Origin of the sequence: Donghicola sp. XS_ASV15 (assembly GCF_041224595.1) — a bacterium.
GTDB lineage: Bacteria > Pseudomonadota > Alphaproteobacteria > Rhodobacterales > Rhodobacteraceae > Donghicola.
Genome location: NZ_JBGFGN010000127.1, coordinates 19095 through 41037, shown reverse-complemented (window position 1 = coordinate 41037; position 21943 = coordinate 19095). Strand labels below are relative to the sequence as shown.

The window sequence follows — 21943 nt, the reverse complement described above, 5'->3', positions numbered from 1 at the left end:
CTTCAAATACAAGTCCACGGTGTATATCCCCAAGCCCTCCCGAAATCCGAAAGGGCAAAAGTGGACGACTTTTACGCCGCCCGCGACAACACTATGCCGTCGCTACCGTGGCCGAGTATTGCTCCGCCGTTCACAATCATTTATATACATGCGGGTAGGAAAAATAGAAATTTCACCTGTTTTGCTGCTTGAGTAAGTATGTAATGGTCATATTAAACTTGTATGAGTGTGTTTTTTCCACGCTGCTTTTGTAATATTGTTAGTCGAGATTAATAAATGGATTGGCTTCGCATGCCTTCTTTGCCCGCGCTCCGGGCATTTGCTGCCTTGGCGCAGTCGGGGAGTGTCTCTCGCGCAGGGGCACTTTTAAACGTAACACACGCTGCAATCAGCCAGCAGATCCGGCAGCTCGAGGGGCATTTGGGGACGCCTCTTGTCGCACGCCAGGGTCGTGGTGTCATGCTGACACCAGAAGGCACGCAGCTGGCACAGGTCTTGTTGCCTGCGCTTGAAACTATCTACCAAAAAGTCGAGGAAATGACCGACGGTGATGAAACGCGCCCGCTGCAGGTTGCTGCCGCGCCGCTGTTCACCATCAACTGGTTGATGCCGCGCCTGGATAGCTTCCGCCAGCAACATCCCGAGATCGAGGTCCTCCTCAACCCAACCGCCGAGATTGTTGACCTGCGCCCTGCAGGGATCGACATGGCTGTACGCTATGGGGCAGGGGTGTGGCCAGCGCTCGAAGCGACGCTGCTGTTGCCATCGGATCTGGTTTTGGTGGGCAGTCCTTCGCTTGTCGGGGATCGTGAATTCACTGGGCCCGCAGATGCGCTTGACCTCAAGTGGCTGATGGAAACCGGTTCGAACGAAACCGGCGTCTGGCTCGATGTGCACGGCATCACCGCTGCCAAAGGTCCTGATGTGACGCAATTGCCCAATGCACAGCTGATCGATGGATTGCTCGATGGCGAGGGCATCGCACTGGTCAGCCGCGCCATGGTCCGCCGCCCACTCAAGGACGGTTCGCTCAAGGTTCTGTTCGAATCGCCGAACGAGGCACTGGGCTACTACTTCGTGACCCGTCCCGGTGTTCAGCGGAAATCTCTGTCGACATTTGCCGAATGGCTGAAGGGCCAATTGTCGCAATAGCTATGGCAGAGATTCGGGTTTGACCTGTGTCAAAGCCCGAAGACACGGCTCCTGCAAAAAGGGCAGCATCAAATGCCCTTTTTTTACATCGGAGCGATTCCGTGAGCCAAGCCGAACAGCCAGAAGACCAACTTTACGCAGCACGCGAACCCGTGTTTCCCCGTCGCGTCAGCGGCAAATTCCGGAACCTCAAGTGGGTGATCATGGCGATCACTCTGGGCATCTACTACATTACGCCTTGGCTTCGTTGGGATCGCGGCCCCAACCTGCCCGATCAGGCCGTTCTGGTAGATCTGGCGAACCGCCGCTTCTTTTTCTTCTTTATCGAGATTTGGCCCCACGAATTCTACTTCATCGCGGGTCTCTTGATCATGGCGGGCCTTGGCCTGTTCCTTTTCACATCTGCGCTCGGACGTGTCTGGTGCGGCTATACCTGCCCGCAGACGGTCTGGACCGACCTCTTTATTCTGGTCGAACGCTGGGTCGAAGGCGACCGCAACGCGCGTTTGCGCCTGCACCGACAGAAGAAGATGGACCTGCGCAAAGCGCGACTCAGGGCAACCAAATGGGCATTGTGGTTCCTAATCGGCCTCGCGACCGGCGGCGCATGGGTGTTCTACTTCACCGACGCGCCAACCCTGCTCAATGATCTGCTGCATTTCCGCGCGCACCCTGTGGCCTATACCACTATGGGCGTTCTGACCCTGACCACCTTTGTCTTTGGTGGCTTCATGCGCGAACAGATCTGCATCTACGCTTGCCCTTGGCCCCGTATTCAGGCGGCCATGATGGACGAAGACACCATTACCGTGGGCTACCGCGAATGGCGCGGCGAACCCCGAGGCAAGCACCGCAAGGCCGAAGGCGCCGAGAACCTAGGTGATTGCATCGACTGTATGGCCTGCGTGAACGTCTGCCCTGTCGGCATCGACATCCGCAACGGCCAGCAGTTGGAATGCATCACCTGTGCGCTCTGCATCGACGCCTGCGACGACATCATGGCCAAGGTGGGCAAGCCCCGCGGCCTGATCGACTACATCGCGCTCTCGGACGAGAAGCTCGAGCGCGAGGGCAACGCCCCCCGCCCGATTATGAAACATATCTTCCGCCCGCGCGTCCTGCTGTACACAGCACTGTGGTCGCTGGTCGGCGTTGGCCTGATCATCGCGCTTCTCAGCCGTCAGGACATCGACATGACCGTCGCGCCTGTCCGCAACCCGACTTTTGTGACCCTGTCCGATGGCTCGATCCGCAACACCTATGACGTACGCCTGCGGAACAAACATGGCGAGGATCGTGGATTTGTCGTAACCGTCGCGCCCTCTGATGTGTTCGAACTGAAGCTCGAAGGCTATGATGAGAACGTGACCGACGTTCCGGCAGACAGTACCAAGCTGCAGCGCGTCTATATCGTCGCCGCACCAGACACCGACGCCGCCCAAGCGGAGCGGACCGAAATGACCATCACGGTCACCGATCCGGTCGCCGAAGAGCAAGTCAGCAAAGACACCGTCTTTAACGGAAGGGATAATTGATGGCCCAAGCAGCGAAACAGGAATTCCGCCTCAAGGGATGGCACGTGTTTGCCGGATTTGTCGCGGCCTTCGGTGTGATCATCACTGTAAACCTTGTGATGGCGTACAACGCCATCCATACCTTTCCCGGGCTCGAGACCAAGAATTCTTATGTCGCCAGCCAGAAGTTCAACGAAGCACAAAAGGCGCAGCTTGCCTTGGGCTGGGATGCCCAGATCCGTTTGGAGCGGGGCAATCTGATCCTGTCGATCCGCGATGAAAACGGCCGCCCCGTAAACCCCGTGATCGAAGAGGCGATCTTGGGCCGCGCGACCGAAGCGCGGGACGACACCACACCCGTCTTTGCGTGGACCGGCACCGACCTGTCGGCCCCCGTCACTCTGGGCCGTGGCAACTGGAACCTGCGCCTTAAGGCGCGGTCCGAAGACGGAACTCTGTTCCAGCAGCGCCTTGTGCTGCACGTGAAAGGCTAATCCAATGACAGTCGCGATCAGTCGTCAGGCCCCTTCGGCGTGTCCGGCCTGTGTTGCTGCCCCCTCGGCCGAGGCGATCGCCGCCCGCGCCGAGGCGCTCAAAGACACACGGATCGCGCTGTCCTTGCCTACCATTCACTGCTCGGCCTGCATCAGCGCGGTCGAGTCTGCCCTCAACGCCTATCCGGGCGTCAAGGATGCGCGGGTTAACCTGACCCTTAAGCGCGCCAATGTGGACGCCGAGATGTCCGTCGACCCCTCCGATCTGGTCGGCTTGCTCGAAGGGATCGGCTACGAAGCGCACGAGCTTGACGTGGCCACGATCCAGTCCACCGCCACGGACAAGGCGGGCCGCGATCTGCTTATGCGTCTGGCCGTTGCGGGCTTTGCCTCGATGAACGTGATGCTGCTGTCGGTGTCGGTCTGGGCCGGTGCCGCCGACGCCACCCGTGACATGTTTCACTGGATTTCTGCGGCGATCACTCTGCCTGCCATCGGGTTCTCGGGGCAACCCTTCTTCCGCAACGCGTGGAAGGCGCTGTCGGCAGGTCGCCTGAACATGGACGTTCCGATCACGCTGGCGATCCTGCTGGCCGTCGTCATGTCCGTCTGGGAAACCGCCCTGTCCGGCCACCACGCCTATTTCGACGCCGCGCTCACCCTGACCTTCTTCCTACTGGCGGGCCGCTATCTGGATCATCGCACCCGCGCCGTCGCCCGCTCCGCCGCCGAAGAACTCGCGGCATTGGAAGTCCCCCGCGCCATCCGCCTCACCGACGGGGCAGAGGAAACCGTCGCCGCCGCAGACCTGCGCATCGGGGACATGGTGCTGGTCCGCCCGGGTTCGCGCTGCCCCGTGGACGGCGAGATTGTCACCGGCACCTCGGAACTGGACCGTTCGCTCCTGACCGGAGAAACCGTGCCCGTGGCCGCTGCACCGGGCCAAGCGATCAGCGCAGGCGAGGTTAATCTGACCGGCCCCCTGACCATCCGCGCGACTGCCGTGGGGCAGGACACTTCGCTGCACCGTATGGCTGATCTGGTCGCGATCGCGGAATCCGGTCGCTCGCGCTATACCTCGCTGGCGGACCGCGCCGCGAAACTCTATGCGCCCGGTGTTCACATCCTGTCGGCGCTCAGTTTTGTCGGCTGGTTCATCTACTCGCAGGATCTGCGCACCTCTCTCAACATCGCGGCAGCTGTTCTGATCATCACCTGCCCCTGCGCTTTGGGTCTGGCCGTGCCTGCCGTGACCACCGCCGCCTCTGGTCGCCTGTTCCGCAAAGGGATGCTGATCAAGCACGAAACCGCGCTAGAGCGTCTGGCCACCGTGGACACAGTCGTATTCGACAAAACCGGCACCCTGACCGAAGGCACCCCCGTGCTGTCCAACCTTGGCGATCACAGCACCGCCGATCTGGAAATCGCACTGGCCTTGGCCGAGGGGTCCAGCCACCCCCTGTCCCGCGCCATCACCACCGCCGCTCGCGCCGCTGGCATCAAGCCAGCCCAGATCACCGACATCACCGAACGCCCCGGCCAAGGGACGAAGGCCAAGTGGCAGGGTCAGACTGTGCGCTTGGGCCGCAACGACTGGATCGGCGCAGAGGCGGGCGACGTGACCTCGGCTTGGCTGCGCGTGGGCAGTAATGCGCCCGTGCAGTTCCGCTTCGCCGACGACTTGCGCGCTGGCGCTGCAGAGACAATCACCGCGCTCAAAGCTGCGGGCAAACGGGTCATGCTGCTGTCCGGCGACAGTGAAACGCCCGTGGCCGATCTGGCGCACCGCCTTGGCATCACCGAATACGAAGCGAACTGCCTACCCCAGACCAAGCTCGCCACCATCGAATCCCTGTCCGCAAGCGGCGCGCATGTTCTGATGGTCGGCGACGGCCTGAACGATACCGCTGCGCTCGCCGCCGCCGATGTCTCGATCAGCCCTGCCACAGCACTGGATGCGGCCCGTGTTGCGTCGGATATCGTGCTCTTGGGTCGCGACTTGTCCCCCGTCGCGGACTCGCTCGTGACCGCTCGCAAAGCCACCAACCGTATCAAAGAAAACTTCCGCATCGCGACCGCCTACAACGTGATCGCCGTTCCCTTTGCGATCATCGGTCTGGCGACTCCCCTGATTGCCGCGCTGGCCATGTCCTCCAGCTCGATCATCGTGTCGCTCAATGCGCTCCGCCTGAGGTAACCCATGCAAGTATTAACAATGTTGATCCCAATTTCTCTGATACTTGGTGGCCTCGGCCTTGTCGGGTTCGTCTACACCCTGCGCTCCAGCCAGTACGAGGACCCCGATGGTGATAGCCAGCGTATCCTAAGCGACCAGTGGGACGATCACCCCAAACCGTAATTACCAAAGACGCTAAATCATAAGGGATTGTTTCTGCTAAACGCGGAATCTCTCCCATTTTTTGAGGCTTTGAGCCAAGAAGTGCTGGAAAAAGTCCATCTACCCCAAGTAACCTGCATCCAAGTATGCACCTTGTAGCACGAAGGTAGAGACAGGTTTCTGATGGCTAAACAAAAGTACACGATCGCGGCTCTGTGGATGGAAGGCCCGCTAAGCTATCTGGAACAGCTCTGCATGAAATCCTTTGTGGATGCGGGGCACCACACTGTTCTCTACCATTACGGTCCTCTGGAAAATGTGCCTGACGGGATTGAACTGGCAGATGCCAATGAAATCCTGCCGCAGACGAATTTCTTACAGCATGAACGCACCGGCAGCCCCGCGCTGCACTCGGACCTGTTCCGCTACAAGATGCTGAAGAAGATGCGCAACACCATCTGGGCTGACACGGACGCCTATTGCATGAAGCCGTTCGAAACTCCGAATGGCCACTTCTACGGCTGGGAGTCCAAGCATCATATCAATGGCGGCGTACTTGGACTGCCTCATGACTGTGACACCTTGAATGCGCTCTTGGATTTCACCAGCGATGAATTCGCGATCCCCAGCTATTATGGCCCCGAATACGAGGCAGAGCTGATCGCCAAGCGCGATGCTGGTGATCCTGTCCATGCCAGCGAACAGCCTTGGGGCGTTTGGGGGCCGCACGCGGTCACCCATTTCCTTCAGGAAACCGGCGAGGCGCGGTTCGCCCTCCCCCAAGAGGGTCTTTATCCCTTCACCTTCAAAGACCGCCGTTTCATGTTGCGGCGCAACTTCGACACGTCGGATTACATCACGGAAAACACCTATTCCGTGCACCTCTACGGCCGCCGGATGCGGGCACGCTTGGGCGAAGCTGGCGAACCGCCCCACCCCAAAAGTCTGATCGGCCAACTGCTGAACAAACACGGCATTGACCCCGAAAAGGCCCCCATCCGCCGCAAAGCCAAAGTGGCCGAGGACGGAACAGTCGTCGCACCCCTGTCCCCCGTTCGCGCCGCTGAAAAAGTGGGCCGCGGCAAAACCAACCTGACCGATCTGGCCGACAAGTACGGCACCAATAAGGGTGGCAACAAATTCCGCTACACCGAAGCCTACCAGATGATCATGCAGCCTCACCGGAACCGCGCGGTCTCTTTGCTAGAGCTTGGTTTGCAAGACGGTGGCCCCGAACGCGGTAACGATGTGGATCGCGAAACAACTGATGCACCATCCGTCCGCATGTGGCTCGACTATTTCCAAAAGGGCGAGATCACCGGCATCGACATTTCGGACTTTAGCTGGCTCAAGGATGATCGCTTTACCTTTGTCCAATGCGACTTGGGCGATGAAGCGGCACTGGACAAAACCGCCGACCAGCTTGGTGAATTCGATTTCATCATTGATGACGCCAGCCACGCGTCTCCGCATCAGCAGAAGGCCTTCGTTAAGCTGTTCCCGAAGCTGCGCTCTGGCGGGTTTTATTTGATGGAGGGCCTGCGCCGCCAACCCGCAAAGCTGGAACCTGCCAAGTTCACGACGACCACCGAACTGTTCGACAGCTACAACAGGGACGGCATCTTCCGCCATTCGGACCACGAGATCGGCAACCAGTTCAACGATCTGCGGCTGGACATTTCGGGGGCGATGCTGGTGCCCGCCTTCTATATCAAGGCCAAGCAACCCAACCTGTTGATCGTGCAGAAACGCTAAGGGGCCGCGACCGTGGCCAGCTTTGACTTTTCCCTGATGCAACGCCTCGCGGCCGAGGAAAAGGGTGAATACCACGAGACGCCTCGGCACGTGGTTGTCCATATCCCGGGCAAAGACCGCCTTCTGGTCGGCTTCGACAACCTGTCTTGGAACCGCGAAGAAGGGCCGCGCAAGCCGTGGGCCTTTGACCTCGCGCGGAAAAATGGCTGGGGCGTTGTGGGCGTGATGTGCAAAAAATCGGACTGGTTCCGCGATCTGGCCCTGTTCCGCATCCTAGAGGGGATGCGCGATTGCGGTGTCTTCTCGTCCTATCCGGCGGTCAGTATGTACGGCTCCAGCATGGGGGCCTACGGGGCCTGCGCCTTTGCTGGCCTCGCGCCCGGATGCACCGTCGTCGCATTCAGCCCCCAGTCCACGCTGGCCAAGGACCTTGCCCCCTTTGAAAACCGCTACGACCGCGCTGCAAACCGCGCCGACTGGAGCCAAGGCCCCTATCGCGATGCGGCCACCGGTCTTGCGGCGGCGGGCAAGGCGTATCTGGTCTACGACCCCCTCGTCCCCGAAGATCAGGCCCATATCGACCGCCTGACCCAACCCAACTGCGAAGTTCTGGGCTGGAACCATCTGACCCACAAGGTGCCCCCCAGTTTTAAGCGAATGGAAATCCTGAAGCCCGTTTCGATGGAAATGCTCGACGGCTCCATGACCCGTCAGCGGTTTTACGAACTGCTCCGCAACCGCCGAAATGCCATCCCATATACCCTGCGTTTGCTGGAACAAGCAGTCGAGAAGGGGCACACGAAATTGGCCCTGTCTGCCACTGCCTATGCCCGCAGTCAGAAGGACAACTGGAAACTGCGCCAATTTCAGAAAGACCTGAAAGAGCAGGTCAAGGGGCAGGGGCTCTAGAACTCCTGCTCGCCTTCCATTTCTTCGACGGTGAAAAAGAAATCCGCAGGCTGGTCTTTGAACACCACGTCGTCTGGCACGCAGTCAGGGCCGGTGTGGAACACTGCTGACCCGAAATGCAGGTGCATCCGGCTCAGCCGTTCCATCCGTTCGCCCGTGATATCGCCATAGAATTTGCGGTAATTCTCGGTCCCCATCAGGCGGTCGATATGCGCGCGGTGTTCAGCAATGCAATGCTCGTGGGCGGCGCGAATCTCGGGATCTTCGAGCAGGCGCGCCATCTCGGCCTCGACCCGGGGGATCATCCGCATGATGCTGCGGTTTTCCTCGTAATTGTTGTTCATTCGGAACCAATACGCCAGCCCCTGGTCCCGATCCACGTGGTTCACCCGTCCACGATCCCGCTTCACCAAGAAACTCTCGGCCGAGCGCACCGCATAGTGGTTCAGCGACACCATGTTGTAGCCTACAGTTGACGCGGTCGAGCGCCACGCTGTCCGGTATTCCTTTTCCGGCATCGGCTTGCCAGAGCCATTCACCCAGTTGATCTCGTCGACCAACTGCGGCTTCAGTCCCTTGGGGCGGTGTACGCCCATCTTCTTGAACAGGCCAATGTTGCGGAACAGAGTTTTGAAGCCCCACGCCTGATGGGGTTTACGGGACATTTCCGGTGCGCACCGGTCGAACTGCCCAATAATCGGGCGCGGGTCGAATTCATGGACGTCCGCATTGCCATAGAGCCGCCACGTCATGCTGATCATATTCGCGTCGGGAACAGCGTTGAACAGTGCCTTTAGCGTTCCGTCGCCCACGTGGATATTGATGTATTCATCCACGTCCATGCAAATGCACCAACCGGCATTTTTCATGATCGGCTCATTCTCTGCCGCAGCAAGCGCGGCGTGCTGCGGCTTCAGGTCCATCTCGCGGAACGGATTCTCGCGGTGCTCAACCAGCCCCTTGCGCTGCAACAGATCAAAGAGAGTGTCCGTCCCGTCCGTGCAATCATTTGTAAAAACAAGAAATTTCTCCACGCCAATGACGCGGTGATAGGCCAGCCACTCTAGGATGAAGGGGCCTTCGTTCTTCATTGTTGTGACGATTGCCACATCGTTCTTGCGCTGATTGGCGGCACGGGTTTTCGCCTCTGGCAGGCGCCGGGGTTTGTGATTTGCGGCCTTGGCGATAGAGAGCAGGAGTTCGCTTTCGACCAGACTGGATTTCGGAACCAGACGAGACACCTGTTGGCCGCCGTCGGTCTCTTCGCCATAGCGCAGGGCCATGCAGCGGTAAAAGCGGATGGGTTGCTTCTGAACATCGGTGCCGACGATACGCCGCCAGCGCCAAACCGCCTGCATTCCGGATTTGGGAGCATAACACCACCGCCCATGACCTGCGCCTTCGTCAAAGCGAAGGCAGATGTGGTCAGCGAATTCGGGCAGAGCATTCGGGCGAATCGCCCAAGGGTAGGCGCGGTGACCGACCAGCTGTACATACTGGCCGGGGTGTGCCTCGGCTGCGTCAAAGACATTGGCGTGCCGCGCATCGGGCGCGGGCAACAAATCCAGCGGGTCTAGCGCCAGAACCGACCGAGCCTCAGCCAAATAGACTTCGCGCGCCATCTCGTAGAACGAGCCAAAAAGAATCGGCGAATGCCACGGGTCGGCTTCGGGATGATCCATCCGGTCCTTGCCCGGGGCGTCGGGGGCATTCATGGGGTGGGCTTCGTGGCCCAATTCGGGATGACCCAAAGGCACATCGGCAGAGAGTATGACCACAGTTAAGTGCTTTAGCACCTTGGACTTCTGCAGGACTGCCTTGATCTTTTTAGCATCTGCTTCTGCGGCATTGGGTGCTGAACGGTCCAGGATCAATGCCGCTTCCAGCCCGTGGTGCCGGACCAAACCCTCTAGCCATTCGCGCAGGATTGCAGGGCGTTCGCCGTTCCGGACCGCCAGCACACAGCGCTTTCCTGCAAAGAGTTCGGTTTCCGCGTCCTGCAACATGACACCATCAAAGTGGGGGGAGCGAATGGTCAGGCTGTCTTTGAAACCGTCCACCTCGACGGGGTGCAAAAAGAACGCTTTGGGATCGCGCCCGCGTAATAGCTCTGGTTGCAGATAGAGCGTCACGCCCTCGGGGCGGCGCAGGCAAAACAAGGCTTTGGGGGCATCAGGGCTGGCAACAGTCTCGGGCAGGGACTGTGCCTTTAGGATCCGGCGTTCGAATTGCACACGCAACTCCGTTCGAATTTAGAAAACAGCTTCGCTTGATAAAACAATATGCTGCAGATGCAGCGGTCTGTACACGCAATGTGCCCAATGTTTGCGAATATCGTTAAAAAAGGAAAGGGCCCTTAAGAGGGCCCCACCATGAAACAGTTCATATTGCGTGCCTGAAGGCGCCTACAGGCCAAATCCGCGGTGTCTCTGGACAGGCCCATAAAGTTGGCATCGTAGCCAGTGGACCGCACCGCAACCTGACGTTCGGCACCTTGCAGGGTCTCGACTTCCTTAAGTGCAGTTGTCACGAGCGCGCGCTCGGCCAGATGGCGATTGCCGAACCGGCCGACATTGATCCCCCACAGTTTCTCGTCTGTCAGATTACGAGAGATAACGCGTGGCTTGGCGGGCTTGACCGGTGCAACGGCTGCTAGGCTGGCCGCAACTGCTGGACCCGCATCGACGGCCTTGACCAGCGGTCTGGCGCGCGGGGTTATGGGATTCATGTCGATGGTTGGCTCTTCGGCATCGCCTTGGGCCAAGGGGCCTTCTTCGGCGGCCATGGCCAAAGCGGTTGCAATATCGTTGTTCAGGCCCGCCAGTTGGATCGGATCTTGGGGCAGGGGGCGAAGAACAGGGCGCAGACTCTTGGTCATGCTGGTGCTGGCGTAGTTCTGCCCGCCGCCGATGCCCGCGTTGCCTTGGTAGGGTGGACGCGAGGTCCGGCGCACAGCCACGCGGCTCGGCGCCTTTTTGAAGCCCAGATCCATGAGGGCTGCGACCTTCTTGTTACGGGCAGCGGTCGATGTTCCGCCAAATACCGTAACAATGATCCGCTCTTTGCCGCGCAGTGCCGACGCCGTCAGGTTAAAGCCCGCCGCCGAGGTGTAGCCGGTCTTGATCCCGTCCGCGCCCGCATAGTCCCGCAGGAACCGGCGGTTGGTGTGATACAGGGTCCGTCCCCCCACATCCACCGTGGTCCGTTTGAACAGCGAATAATAGGCGGGGTAATCATATAGTAGGTGACGGCCCAGAATGCTCATATCCCGCGCTGTGCTCAGGTGGCCTTTTTGCGTCAGACCATGCGCGTTCTGGAAAGTGGTGCGCGTCATCCCCAGCGCCTTGGCCGTGCGGTTCATCCGTGCGGCAAACGCCTTTTCCGATCCCGAAATCGCCTCGCCGATCGCGGTGGCGGCGTCGTTCGCCGACTTCACCGCTGCGGCGCGAATCAGATACCGCAGGCGGATCTTCTGTCCCGCACGCATCCCGAGTTTCGAGGGGGGTTCTTTCGCAGCGTTGGCCGAGATGGTGACCAGATCGTCTACGCCGATCTCGCCGTGCTCAATCGCCTCAAAGGCAATGTACAGCGTCATCATCTTGGTCAGCGATGCAGGGTGCAATCGCGCGTCTGCGTTGTCGGTATGTAGGACCTCACCTGTTCGTGCATCCATCACGAGCGCTGCATGGGGCGCTGCAATTGCCGTAAGGGGAAGGACCACTAACACCCATACAAGTGCAATAAGCACGAGCCCAAACCGGGCCCACTGCACTGACGGGGGTGCCTTAACTGCTCTAGCCATGTTCTGCCTCAAACCGCCGAATTTTTTCGATCAGTCATTTTTGTTTTATTGGGAAAAAGCTAACACAGCGTAAGCGTGTAATAAAGTCAGACTCTCAAAAACGAGAGAAAGAATTGATCGTATTTCGGCATCCTTTTGCCCACAAGATGTAGTTCCTGTGGATAAGTTTTGGTCCATTCGGAGAGGTCACCCTCACCAGTAGAGGGGAATCAGGTCAGGGATTCCAGCAACTCCGGAAGTGCATGAAGCGATGCTATTTCTCGGAATTTTGCGGATTCTTTGGGCGCCTCGGCATGTTCCAGCGCCCACGTGATCTCGCTCGGGACATAAACGCCCCATGCACCGGCCTCGATTGCGGGAATCACGTCCGATTTCATCGAGTTCCCGATCATCATCGCGCCGCCCGATCCGTTAGACCATTTAACAAATAGCTGCTCATAGATCGCCGCCGTTTTGTCACTGACAATTTCGACACCATCGAACATCTCGCCCAGCCCGGACTGCGCCAGCTTGCGCTCTTGGTCCAAAAGGTCGCCCTTGGTGATCACGATCAGCTTGTAGCGGCCCGCCATCTGCTCGACCACCTCGCCCGCTCCGGGCATCAACTCGATCGGATAGCTCAGCAAATCCTGCCCGCTCGCGATCAATTCCTTGATGACACGGGCCGGAACACGCTCGTCCGTGACCTCGATCGCGGTCTCGATCATCGACAGGACGAACCCTTTGACCCCGAACCCGTAGTGACCCACGTTTTTCTTTTCCGCAGCCAGCAGCCGTTCGGCCAAATGGTCAGGGTCGGCATAGTCCTTTAGCAGGTCTGCAAAGCGTTCCTCGCTCATGCGGAAGTGCCGTTCATTGTGCCAAAGGGTATCATCGGCATCAAATGCCAGCGTTGTAACCGTATGTGCCATGCGCAATTCGACCTTAAGGGGCTTTAATCTCTATCTATAACAGCTATATAAGGCGGTCAGAGGCCACGGAAGGGATGAATTCATCTCCATGACCCAGTTCCCTTGGACGATGTCAGACGAAAACGAAAACGAAGGCGACGGTTCTGTTGTTCTTCAAACCCGTCGCAAGACGCAGCGACCACCGATGTACAAGGTGCTGCTGCTGAATGACGACTACACGCCGATGGAGTTCGTGGTTCACGTGCTCGAGCGGTTCTTTGGCTTGAACCACTCACAGGCCTTCGAAATTATGCTTACCGTGCACAAAAAGGGTGTCGCCGTTGTTGGCGTCTTCAGCCACGAGGTGGCCGAAACCAAGGTGGCGCAGGTGATGGACTTTGCCCGCCGCCACGAACACCCTCTCCAGTGCACTATGGAAAAGGAGTAGGGCCGCGGCCCTGCCAATCATGGAAAACATCCGACTCTCTCTTGCGCTCGAGGCAGGTCTGACCCTGCCCGAGGATGGCGCTATTGCTGTCTTCCGTCCGCGCGGCGACACACCGCTCGATCCCCTGCCCCGCGACCGGGTCGAGGCGATCCAGAGCTTTGCCCCCGATCACGCCATGCTGACCGCGCGCGGCTACCGCGCCGTGGCTGCGGAAACTGGTCCCTACGCGCTGTCCATCGTCTGCCTGCCCCGCGCCAAGGACGAGGCCCGCGACCTGATCGCCCGCGCCATGGCCACCACATCCGGCGGCACAGTGGTGATCGACGGCGGCAAAACCGACGGCATCGAATCCGTGCTCAAGGATGTGCGCAAGCGCGCTGATGTCCACGGCCCGATCTCCAAGGCCCATGGCAAGATTTTCTGGTGCGCCGCGTCCGATGCCTTTGCCGACTGGCGCAAAGCGCCGTCCAAAAACGCAGATGGCTACCTGACCGCGCCTGGCGTGTTCTCGGCGGACAAGGTGGACCGCGCCTCGCAACTCCTGGTCAACACCCTGCCCAAGAAACTGGGCCGCCGCGTGACCGACCTCGGTGCAGGTTGGGGCTACATCTCGGCCAACATTCTGGACCGCGAAGGGCTGGAAAGCCTGCATCTGGTCGAAGCCGAAGCCACCGCGCTGGACTGCGCCCGCGAAACGATCAAGGACGACCGCGTGCGGTTCCACTGGGCCGACGCGACCCGCTGGCACCACCCCGAAAACATGGATGCCGTCGTGATGAACCCGCCGTTCCACACCAGCCGCGATGCTGATCCAGCCATCGGTCAGGCGTTTATTCGGGCAGCTCACGGGATGCTGGCGCAGAACGGCAAACTATGGGTAGTCGCAAACCGCCATCTCCCCTATGAATCAACCTTGGGCGAGTTCTTTGCCGATGTGTCAGAGATCGCCGGTGACAGGTCTTTCAAGGTGCTCGAGGCTGTGCGCCCGCGCCGCAGCCGCTAACGCAGCGGATTTACCAAGAGGTTTCGAGCTATGGGTTTTTCTATCCAAGGCAAGACGGCAATCGTCACAGGCTCTGCCAACGGCATCGGCTTGGCCATCGGCCGCCACTTTGCCAACAAGGGCGCGAACGTCATGTTCGCGGACATGGACGAAGCGCAACTCAAGGCCGAAGTCGGCGACATGGCCAAGAAAGAGGACAACGTCCAATTCTTTGCCGGTGATCTGCGCGAACGTCTGACCCAAGCGAACCTGCTGTCGGCCACCATCGACGCGTTTGATCGCGTCGACATCTTGGTCAACGCCTCGCGTCAGGTTCTGACCTCGGACCCTCTGAACTCCGAAGATGACGCGGTCGAGCAGCTCTTGCAGCAGAACATGATGACCAGCCTGCGGATGACCCAGATGGTCGCCAAGCGTATGATCAAACAGGCCGAAAAAGAGGGCAACGACAGCAACTCTGCCGGTGCCATCGTCAACCTGTCCTCGATTCTCGCGACCCGCACGCACCCCGATCTTCTGGCGTTCTCGGTCAGCGCCGCCGCGCTCGACCAGATGACCCGATCCATGGCGGTCGCGCTGGCCCCCAACCATATCCGCGTGAACGCATTGGCCTTTGGCAGCGTCATGAGCTGCTCGCTCAAGGACACGCTCAAGGACAACCGCGACTTCCGCAACGACATCGAGAGTCACACCCCCATGGGCCGCATCGCCAGCCCCACCGAGGTGGCAGAGGCTGTGCATTTCCTTGTCTCGGATGCGGCCAGCTTCATGACCGGTCAGATCGTCACCGTCGATGGCGGCCGGACCCTGCTGGATACCGTCGCCGCCCCCGCGCACTAATTCCCGATCACGCGGGCGGACAGAACGCTTGCGCCTGCGCCGTCTGGCTGACCAGAGCATCCCTGCGCGACAGCAGCTGATCCAGCTTGCGTTGTTCGGTCGGGATATCTACGGCCACAGGCCGCTCGACCGTCCGCAGATTGCGCCCGTTGCACAGCCGGATCGACACATTCCCCCCAGTTCCCGCACAGAACTGCACGCGGCTGCGGCTTTCCAGCGTCTGATCCATGCGGAAGCCCCTGTTCACCACCACCCGCTGCTCGGCAATCAGCCCATCCAGAATCCGCAGATCCTCGGACGCATCAGACAAGCATTTCTCGCGGGGCGTGGCGCACGCGGCCAGCACCAGCAATAGCGGCAGAGTGTATCGGAACATCACGGGTCTCCTGTGGATTGCACCCCTTATACGCAGCCAGCGGGACAAGGGGCAAATCACAGATCAGACGACGACCTCTTCGCGCAGAACCTTGCGCGCAAGAGCAAAGCCGATCGGCCCCACCACCATGCTCGCCACAAAGGCAATCGGCCACGCAGTCAGGAAATTCGGCCCCCACTGGGCCAGCCACGCCTGACTGAAGCCCATGTGGATCACGCTCATCACGCCGGACATGAACAGCGCCATCATCCCAGAAATAAAGAACTGCGCGACGATGATCATTTTCTTGGGTTGCATAAAGTCCTCTTTCTTCAAAGAGGGGGAGCCGGTTTTCACACACTGGTCAGCATCCCCCAAAAGTTTGGGTTGGATGCCGCGGGTTCAGAGCACGCCCTGACTAAATCCTGCACGATGGCAGTGACCGGGATAACCGAACCGGTCCTACATTTTTCGGCCATTCATCTTTAGCTGCACCGCAGCACGCTGTCAATTCTAGGGACCAATGAGCGCCAGATCGGATAGGGTCGCCCGCACTTGGCTGTCCGTGTCGTCACTGTCTGCGGACAGGGCAATCCCCACCAGCGAACCGGCATCCCCGCCAAAGGCCCGTGCATAATCCGCACGAAGATCAACCTTTTCCGAAAATTTGCCCGCACCGGCCGCGCGTTTAACGAACATCGCGCCCTGATTATTCATATAAGGCGACGCGGCGATCAGCCCGACGTCTTGGTCACGCCCACCCCAAGTGTACAGCAGGACCCGGACCGCAGTCTGCTTCAGCATCCAGCGGATGCCTCGCGCCTCGGCCTCTGCGACCAGATCGTCCGGCAAAAAGACGAAATACAGCGACAGGTTCCGATCATCACCGCCCTTTTGGGTCAAGTCGGTCGGGGGCACGGATTCTTTCACCTCCCACGACCAGCGGGCCTCAACCGTGTCCCGATCATAGGTCGGCACACGCTGCCACAGCAGCGAAACCGTCCCGTCGGACGCGACATCAACCGCATTTCCGCGTTGCAAAAATTCGTTGGAAGCGAACAGCGAAAAGCGTTGCTCCTTCCAGTTTCCGTCAAAGGGAACCGACGCGCCTGCAAAAGTTGCAGACATCATCAGAGCACCAGACAAAATCAAACAAATGAATCGGGTCATACCGCCAATATACGTTGGGAATTTACAGTGTCTTGCGTGATTCCTATCACATTTGCGTAAAGCCCTGCATCGCGTCCCTCTGGTCAGTCTCCCGTCCACCTGCTAGCCATTTCCCAACGAACGAACGGAGGGGCCAATGACCGAAGAACTCGTCACCGAACGCGAACGTGCATCCGCGTGGTTCAAAGAATTGCGCGACCAGATCGTCGCCGCGTTCGAAGGGCTCGAGGACAGTCATACGGGCCCTCTTTCGGACAGCATGCCCGCAGGCCGGTTCGAAGTGACCCCGACCTCGCGCACCGCTGACGATGGCTCGGACGCGGGCGGCGGCCTGATGTCCGTGATGCGCGGGGGCCGCGTTTTTGAAAAGGTCGGCGTAAACATCTCGACCGTCTACGGCACCTTGGGCGAACGGGCGCAGATGGCCATGGCCGCGCGCAAGGGCATCCCCGGCATGAAAGAGGACCCGCGCTTCTGGGCTTCGGGCATCTCCTTGGTCGCGCACATGCAGAACCCGCACGCCCCTGCGGTTCACATGAACACCCGCATGTTCTGGACGCCCCATGCGTGGTGGTTCGGGGGCGGGTCCGACCTGAACCCCTGCATTGAATACGCCGAGGACACCCAGCATTTCCACGACACGCAAAAGGCGCACCTCGACCCCCACGGGGCCGACTGGTACCCCAAGCTCAAGGCATGGGCGGATGAATATTTCTACGTCCCCCACCGCAAGCGCGCGCGCGGCGTTGGCGGAATCTTTATGGATGACCAGTGCAGCGGTGATTGGGAATCGGATTTCACCCTGACCCAAGATATCGGCAAGGCCTTCTTGCCCGCCTACCTCCCGCTGGTGGAAAAGCGCCGCGACACCGAATGGACCGACGCGGACAAGGACACTCAATTGGTGCACCGCGGGCTCTATGCGGAATACAATCTGGTCTACGATCGGGGGACGAAATTCGGCCTCGAAACCGGCCACGATGCGAACGCCGTTTTGATGAGCCTGCCGCCTCTGGCCAAGTGGGTCTAATGGATCGCGTCATGCGCTGACGTATGTACGTAAGCCATACGTCAGCCATACGCGAACCAGACACTGTTTTTGGTAGGGTCAGAGGATCCTTTGCCCGCCTCGCCAGACGCCTTGAAGCGTCAGATCGTCACTCAAATGGATCAAATCTGCGGGGCGTCCCATCTCGATCCGCCCCAGATCATCGCGCCCTATAATGTCCGCAGGAATACGTGTGGCCATGGCCAATGCATCGATCAAAGGCACACCGGCTGCAGCCATATTGCGCACCGCCGCCGACAGGTTCAAATCGGCCCCCGCGAGTGTCCCGTCTGCTAAGGTCAGGCGCCCCTGATTTCGGATAACCCTACGTCCATTAAGGGTAAATTCCGTTTGTCCCGTGCCCGCGACCGCCATGGCATCGCTCACCAAAAACAGCCGATCAGTCCCCGCCTTGGCCCGCCAGACCATCGCCAGCAGCCCCGGATGCACATGTTCCTTGTCCGCGATTAGCCCCGCAGAAAGCCTAGGATCGGACAGCGCCGCGCCGACACAGCCAGGCTCGCGGTGATGCAGACCCGTCATCGCATTGAACAGATGAGTCACCACCGTCGCACCCGCCTTCGAAGCGACGCGGCAGCGGTCAAATGTAGCATTGGTGTGACCCAAGGAAACGATCACTCCAGATTCGTGTAACCTACTGATTTGACTGTCAGATGCCATCTCCGGCGCGAGGGTCACCTTCATGCAGCCCACCACCCGTGCGGCATGGCAATAGAGGTCCACGTCAGTGTCTGTCATCGGTCGCAACAGGGCTTCGGAATGCGCGCCTGCGCGGCCCAGATGCGGACCTTCGAGATGCAAACCGACGATGCTTTTGATCCCCTCGTTGCGTGCCTGCGCGATAGCGTTGACGGCGGCCTGAAAGGTCTCGATCGGGGCGGTGATCAGTGTCGGCAAAATAGAGGTTGCCCCAAGGTTCAGATGGGCTTCTGCCATCGCCCGCAGCGTCTCGACCGTGGGTGCTTCGTTGAACATTGCGCCGCCGCCACCGTTCACCTGTAGGTCGACATAGCCCGGGCACAAGATACCGCCGCCCAAATCGGTACCCTGCCGCTCTGTCAGTCCGGCGATCCGCCCTTGGTGATGGGCAAGGCTGAAACCCTCGTGCAGCTTAACCCCGTCGAAAATCCGTGCCCCAGATAAAATCATGCAATTTCAGCCGCGTAGAGGAAGGCACCATCCAGTGCGGAGCCTTCTGGTTTCTGGAGAGTCGCCTGCATCTTTGCTGGCAGATAGTCCGCATAAACTGGTCCGAGACCGCCCGTCAGAACCAGCGGCACACTCTCTTTCCAACCTAAACGACACAAGCCGGTTTCTAGATAGGTTGCGCCTGCCTTTAAAATCGCGACAGCAATTGGATCACCTTGCTGCGCGAACGCGACAACCTCTGGTGCAAATTGGCCCAACCGGTGCGGGGCGGCATCTGCCGCCAGCCGGATCAACCCCGATGGCGGTGTGGTCAAAAGGTGCTCTGTCAGCGCAGAGGACTCCGCCCCTTCGGAGGCAAAGAGCGCAGCACGCAACGCCTCTCGTCCGATCCAAGCGCCGCTTGCCTCGTCACCCAAGGCAAGGCCCCAGCCACCTGCAAAGCGCGCTTTGCCGCCTGCTAAAATGCCAAGGTAGGACCCCGTGCCGACCCCAGCGACGCAGCCTGCGCCAGAACGACTGAACGCCCCACGCAAAGCAATCGCGCGGTCATCGAGAATTCTGAGATAGGGTAGGGAGAGTGCGTGCAGGACCCGCGCTGCGTCTGCCTCGTCCAAAACGCCAGCAAGCCCCATGCAGATGCGCGCATCCTGCATTTCGCCCGAAGAAAGCCCTAGTTTTTCTAGGCCCGAACGCAGGTTCGCCAGCGCGCCGTCAAAGTCACTCGAGACATTCGCGGGGCCGGCAGCAGCCTCGGAATGGTCCGCGCCACGCCGCATGGCATAGCGCGAACCGGTGCCGCCGCCGTCCACTGCAATCAGGATCGGCGCGGTCAATGCCTTAGCTTTCGCGGACGGTGTCGATCATCAGCTGGACGTTGTCGGGGTTCGCGTCCGGGGTGATCCCGTGGCCCAAGTTGAAGATGTGCGGCCCGTTCTTGAAAGTCTGCACAATGTGCCGGGTCTCATCCACCAGCGCCTGACCACCGGTCACCATGTGCGAGGACGCCAAGTTGCCCTGAACGCAGCCATCGACCTGCACGTTCTCTGCCGCCCATTCGGGGCTGACCGAGTTGTCCAGTGCCACGCAGTTCGCGCCAGTTTCCTTGGCAAAGCCGATATACTTGTCGCCCGCTTCACGCGGGAAGGCGATCACGGGCACACCGGGGTGACGGTCCTTGATTTCGCTGATGATTTTCTTGGCGGGAGCCAAGGCGTATTTGTCGAATGCCTCGCCCTTCAGCGATCCGGCCCAGCTGTCGAACAGCTTTACACACTCGGCGCCCGCTCGGATCTGCGCAGACAGGTATTCGATGGTCGAGTCGGTCAGACGGTCGATTAGCGCCTCGAACAGAGGGGTGTTTTCCTGCATGAGCGTGTGCGCCGGACCTTGGTCCTTGGTGCCGCGGCCCGCGATCATGTAGGTGGCCACGGTCCAAGGCGCACCGGCAAAGCCAATCAACGCGACCTCTTTGGGCAGAGCAGAGGACAGGTTGCTGACGGTCTGGTAGATCGGGGCCAGATGGTCGTGGATGTCGTCCGCGCCTTTAAGCTTTGCGAAATCTTCTTCGGTTGTGATTGTGGACAGACGCGGGCCTTCGCCGGTCACGAACCACAGATCAGCCCCCAGCGCATCGGGGATCAGCAAAATGTCGGCGAACAGGATCGCAGCGTCGAAACCGTAGCGACGGATGGGCTGCAAGGTCACCTCGGTCGCCAGATCGCTGTTGTAGCACAGGGACAGGAAATCGCCTGCTTCGGCGCGGGTGGCGCGGTATTCGGGCAGATAGCGGCCTGCCTGACGCATCATCCAGATCGGCGGTGTGGGCAGGGTCTCGCCCGACAGGGCACGCAGCAGCGGTTTGGTTTCGGCCATGATGTCCTCTGTTCTCTTTGAACGGTTGGTCCCTTGTCTGCGACCCTGTGTCAAGGTCTTGGCGGTGTGGCGCAACGTATCGCGCTTGCGTTGGGCATCAAGGGCAAGCTATCGATTGCGCCATGACACAGATGCTTCCGACCCCCGATCAGCCGCTGAAAATCGGCACCCGAGGCAGCCCGCTCGCGCTGGCACAAGCCGTAGAAACCCGCGCCCGTCTCATGGCCGCGTTCGATCTGCCCGAGGCAGCGTTCGAGATCGTGGTGATCAAGACGACCGGTGACAACCGCGCCATGATCGACGCGGACCGCCCGCTGAAAGAGATCGGCAACAAGGGTCTATTCACCAAAGAGATCGAAGAAGCCATGCTGTCCGGCGGCATCGACATCGCCGTCCACTCGACCAAGGACATGCCGGTTCTACAGCCCGAGGGGCTGATCGTGGACTGTTTCCTGCCCCGCGAAGACCACCGCGACGCATTCATTTCATCGAACGTGGACAGCATCGCGGACCTGCCCTCTGGCGCTGTTGTCGGCACATCCAGCCTGCGCCGCCGCGCGCAGCTGTTGAACAAGCGCCCTGATCTGACCGTCGTGGAATTCCGCGGCAACGTTCAAACCCGTCTGAAAAAGCTGGCGGATGGCGTGGCCGACTGCACCTTCCTTGCCATGGCGGGCCTGAACCGTCTGGGGATGGACAGCGTCGCAACCTCGCCCATTTCCGAAGAGGACATGCTGCCCGCAATCGCCCAAGGCACCATCTGCATCGAGCGCCGCGCGGATGACGATATGGCGGGCCAGATGTTGGCCGCGATCCACCATGCGGACACGACGATCATGATGGCGGCAGAACGGTCCTTGCTCGCGGGCTTGGATGGATCGTGCGAGACCCCGATTGCGGGTCTGGCCGAACTGAAGGACGGCATGGTCCGTCTGCGCGCCGAAATATTGCGCCCCGATGGATCGGAAAGCCTGACAGACGAGGCGACTGCCCCCGCCAGCGAAGCGGCCAAATTGGGCTCCGAAATGGCGGCAAGGCTTCTTGAAAGAGCGGGAGAAGGCTTCTTCGACTTCAAAGCGTAACCCAGCGGAGTGCGGCCAAGGCCGCACGCATTATTTCTGGATCAGCAGCCTCTTTCTTGGTGAAAATACCCCCGCGGAGCGGCACTGAACCGTGCCGATGT

General features: G+C 59.9%; 22 protein-coding genes. 13 read left to right on the top strand and 9 right to left on the bottom strand.

Going from position 1 to position 21943, the window contains the following annotated elements; all coding sequences use genetic code 11:
- The 8 genes from AB9K37_RS08055 to AB9K37_RS08020 all read left to right on the top strand — a co-directional run.
- A partial coding sequence (locus AB9K37_RS08055) for a hypothetical protein (RefSeq protein ID WP_369836946.1) occupies nucleotides 1–196 on the top strand: 196 nt, incomplete at its 5' end.
- Nucleotides 197–276: 80 nt separating this feature from the next.
- Entirely contained in the window at nucleotides 277–1152 is an 876-nt protein-coding gene (locus AB9K37_RS08050; RefSeq protein ID WP_369836943.1) for a LysR family transcriptional regulator, read from the top strand.
- A 101-nt stretch (nucleotides 1153–1253) separates the two neighbouring features.
- Complete coding sequence (gene ccoG, locus AB9K37_RS08045; RefSeq protein ID WP_369836940.1) at nucleotides 1254–2687, top strand: cytochrome c oxidase accessory protein CcoG; 1434 nt, start codon at nucleotides 1254–1256, stop codon at nucleotides 2685–2687.
- Nucleotides 2687–3160 carry a FixH family protein gene (locus tag AB9K37_RS08040; protein WP_369836937.1) on the top strand — a complete coding sequence of 158 codons (474 nt, stop codon included), beginning with the start codon at nucleotides 2687–2689 and terminating at the stop codon, nucleotides 3158–3160. The genes ccoG and AB9K37_RS08040 overlap by 1 nt, the downstream gene beginning before the upstream one ends.
- Before the next feature lie 4 nt (nucleotides 3161–3164).
- A complete protein-coding gene (locus AB9K37_RS08035) occupies nucleotides 3165–5357 on the top strand; it encodes a heavy metal translocating P-type ATPase (protein ID WP_369836935.1) in 2193 nt (730 codons plus the stop codon).
- Between the two features lie 3 nt (nucleotides 5358–5360).
- A complete protein-coding gene (gene ccoS / locus AB9K37_RS08030) occupies nucleotides 5361–5519 on the top strand; it encodes a cbb3-type cytochrome oxidase assembly protein CcoS (RefSeq protein ID WP_369836932.1) in 159 nt (52 codons plus the stop codon).
- Between the two features lie 162 nt (nucleotides 5520–5681).
- Complete coding sequence (locus AB9K37_RS08025; protein ID WP_369836929.1) at nucleotides 5682–7253, top strand: hypothetical protein; 1572 nt, start codon at nucleotides 5682–5684, stop codon at nucleotides 7251–7253.
- Between the two features lie 12 nt (nucleotides 7254–7265).
- Entirely contained in the window at nucleotides 7266–8162 is an 897-nt protein-coding gene (locus tag AB9K37_RS08020) for a hypothetical protein (protein WP_369836926.1), read from the top strand.
- Here the strand turns inward: AB9K37_RS08020 and AB9K37_RS08015 are convergent.
- From AB9K37_RS08015 to AB9K37_RS08005, 3 genes are all read right to left on the bottom strand, one after another.
- Nucleotides 8159–10396 (bottom strand): glycosyltransferase family 2 protein, encoded by a 2238-nt coding sequence (locus AB9K37_RS08015; RefSeq protein WP_369836924.1) that lies wholly within the window; start codon nucleotides 10394–10396, stop codon nucleotides 8159–8161. The two genes, AB9K37_RS08020 and AB9K37_RS08015, sit on opposite strands and share 4 nt — an antisense overlap.
- A gap of 122 nt (nucleotides 10397–10518) precedes the next feature.
- Nucleotides 10519–11964 (bottom strand): D-alanyl-D-alanine carboxypeptidase family protein, encoded by a 1446-nt coding sequence (locus tag AB9K37_RS08010; protein ID WP_369836922.1) that lies wholly within the window; start codon nucleotides 11962–11964, stop codon nucleotides 10519–10521.
- A gap of 209 nt (nucleotides 11965–12173) precedes the next feature.
- Nucleotides 12174–12875 carry an HAD family hydrolase gene (locus AB9K37_RS08005; protein ID WP_369836919.1) on the bottom strand — a complete coding sequence of 234 codons (702 nt, stop codon included), beginning with the start codon at nucleotides 12873–12875 and terminating at the stop codon, nucleotides 12174–12176.
- 88 nt (nucleotides 12876–12963) lie between these two features.
- Between AB9K37_RS08005 and clpS the strand changes: the two genes are divergently transcribed.
- Genes clpS through AB9K37_RS07990 form a run of 3 tightly spaced genes read left to right on the top strand, consistent with a single transcriptional unit; the run spans nucleotide 12964 to nucleotide 15145 of the window.
- On the top strand, nucleotides 12964–13302 hold the full coding sequence (clpS, locus tag AB9K37_RS08000) for an ATP-dependent Clp protease adapter ClpS (RefSeq protein WP_072708530.1): 339 nt from the start codon (nucleotides 12964–12966) through the stop codon (nucleotides 13300–13302).
- A 19-nt stretch (nucleotides 13303–13321) separates the two neighbouring features.
- Nucleotides 13322–14305 (top strand): class I SAM-dependent methyltransferase, encoded by a 984-nt coding sequence (locus AB9K37_RS07995; RefSeq protein ID WP_369836916.1) that lies wholly within the window; start codon nucleotides 13322–13324, stop codon nucleotides 14303–14305.
- 30 nt (nucleotides 14306–14335) lie between these two features.
- Complete coding sequence (locus AB9K37_RS07990; RefSeq protein WP_369836914.1) at nucleotides 14336–15145, top strand: SDR family NAD(P)-dependent oxidoreductase; 810 nt, start codon at nucleotides 14336–14338, stop codon at nucleotides 15143–15145.
- Between the two features lie 7 nt (nucleotides 15146–15152).
- On the opposite strand, the gene AB9K37_RS07985 is transcribed toward AB9K37_RS07990, so the two are convergent.
- The 3 genes from AB9K37_RS07985 to AB9K37_RS07975 form a co-directional block, all read right to left on the bottom strand.
- On the bottom strand, nucleotides 15153–15521 hold the full coding sequence (locus tag AB9K37_RS07985; protein WP_072708536.1) for a hypothetical protein: 369 nt from the start codon (nucleotides 15519–15521) through the stop codon (nucleotides 15153–15155).
- A 63-nt stretch (nucleotides 15522–15584) separates the two neighbouring features.
- Entirely contained in the window at nucleotides 15585–15818 is a 234-nt protein-coding gene (locus AB9K37_RS07980) for a DUF2798 domain-containing protein (protein ID WP_369836911.1), read from the bottom strand.
- Between the two features lie 195 nt (nucleotides 15819–16013).
- A complete protein-coding gene (locus AB9K37_RS07975; protein WP_369836908.1) occupies nucleotides 16014–16628 on the bottom strand; it encodes a DUF3047 domain-containing protein in 615 nt (204 codons plus the stop codon).
- Between the two features lie 178 nt (nucleotides 16629–16806).
- Between AB9K37_RS07975 and hemF the strand changes: the two genes are divergently transcribed.
- Nucleotides 16807–17700 carry an oxygen-dependent coproporphyrinogen oxidase gene (hemF, locus tag AB9K37_RS07970; RefSeq protein WP_369836905.1) on the top strand — a complete coding sequence of 298 codons (894 nt, stop codon included), beginning with the start codon at nucleotides 16807–16809 and terminating at the stop codon, nucleotides 17698–17700.
- 78 nt (nucleotides 17701–17778) lie between these two features.
- Here the strand turns inward: hemF and nagA are convergent, their stop codons facing one another.
- From nagA to hemE, 3 genes are read right to left on the bottom strand one after another with little or no spacing between them, the layout of a single operon-like run.
- Nucleotides 17779–18888: an N-acetylglucosamine-6-phosphate deacetylase gene (gene nagA, locus AB9K37_RS07965; protein WP_369836902.1), complete on the bottom strand. Its 1110-nt coding sequence runs from the start codon at nucleotides 18886–18888 to the stop codon at nucleotides 17779–17781.
- Nucleotides 18885–19721: a BadF/BadG/BcrA/BcrD ATPase family protein gene (locus AB9K37_RS07960; protein ID WP_369836899.1), complete on the bottom strand. Its 837-nt coding sequence runs from the start codon at nucleotides 19719–19721 to the stop codon at nucleotides 18885–18887. The genes nagA and AB9K37_RS07960 overlap by 4 nt, the downstream gene beginning before the upstream one ends.
- Nucleotides 19722–19725: 4 nt before the next feature.
- On the bottom strand, nucleotides 19726–20760 hold the full coding sequence (gene hemE, locus AB9K37_RS07955) for a uroporphyrinogen decarboxylase (RefSeq protein ID WP_369836896.1): 1035 nt from the start codon (nucleotides 20758–20760) through the stop codon (nucleotides 19726–19728).
- Between the two features lie 122 nt (nucleotides 20761–20882).
- Between hemE and hemC the strand changes: the two genes are divergently transcribed.
- Entirely contained in the window at nucleotides 20883–21842 is a 960-nt protein-coding gene (gene hemC, locus AB9K37_RS07950; protein WP_369836893.1) for a hydroxymethylbilane synthase, read from the top strand.
- Nucleotides 21843–21943: the final 101 nt, after the last annotated feature.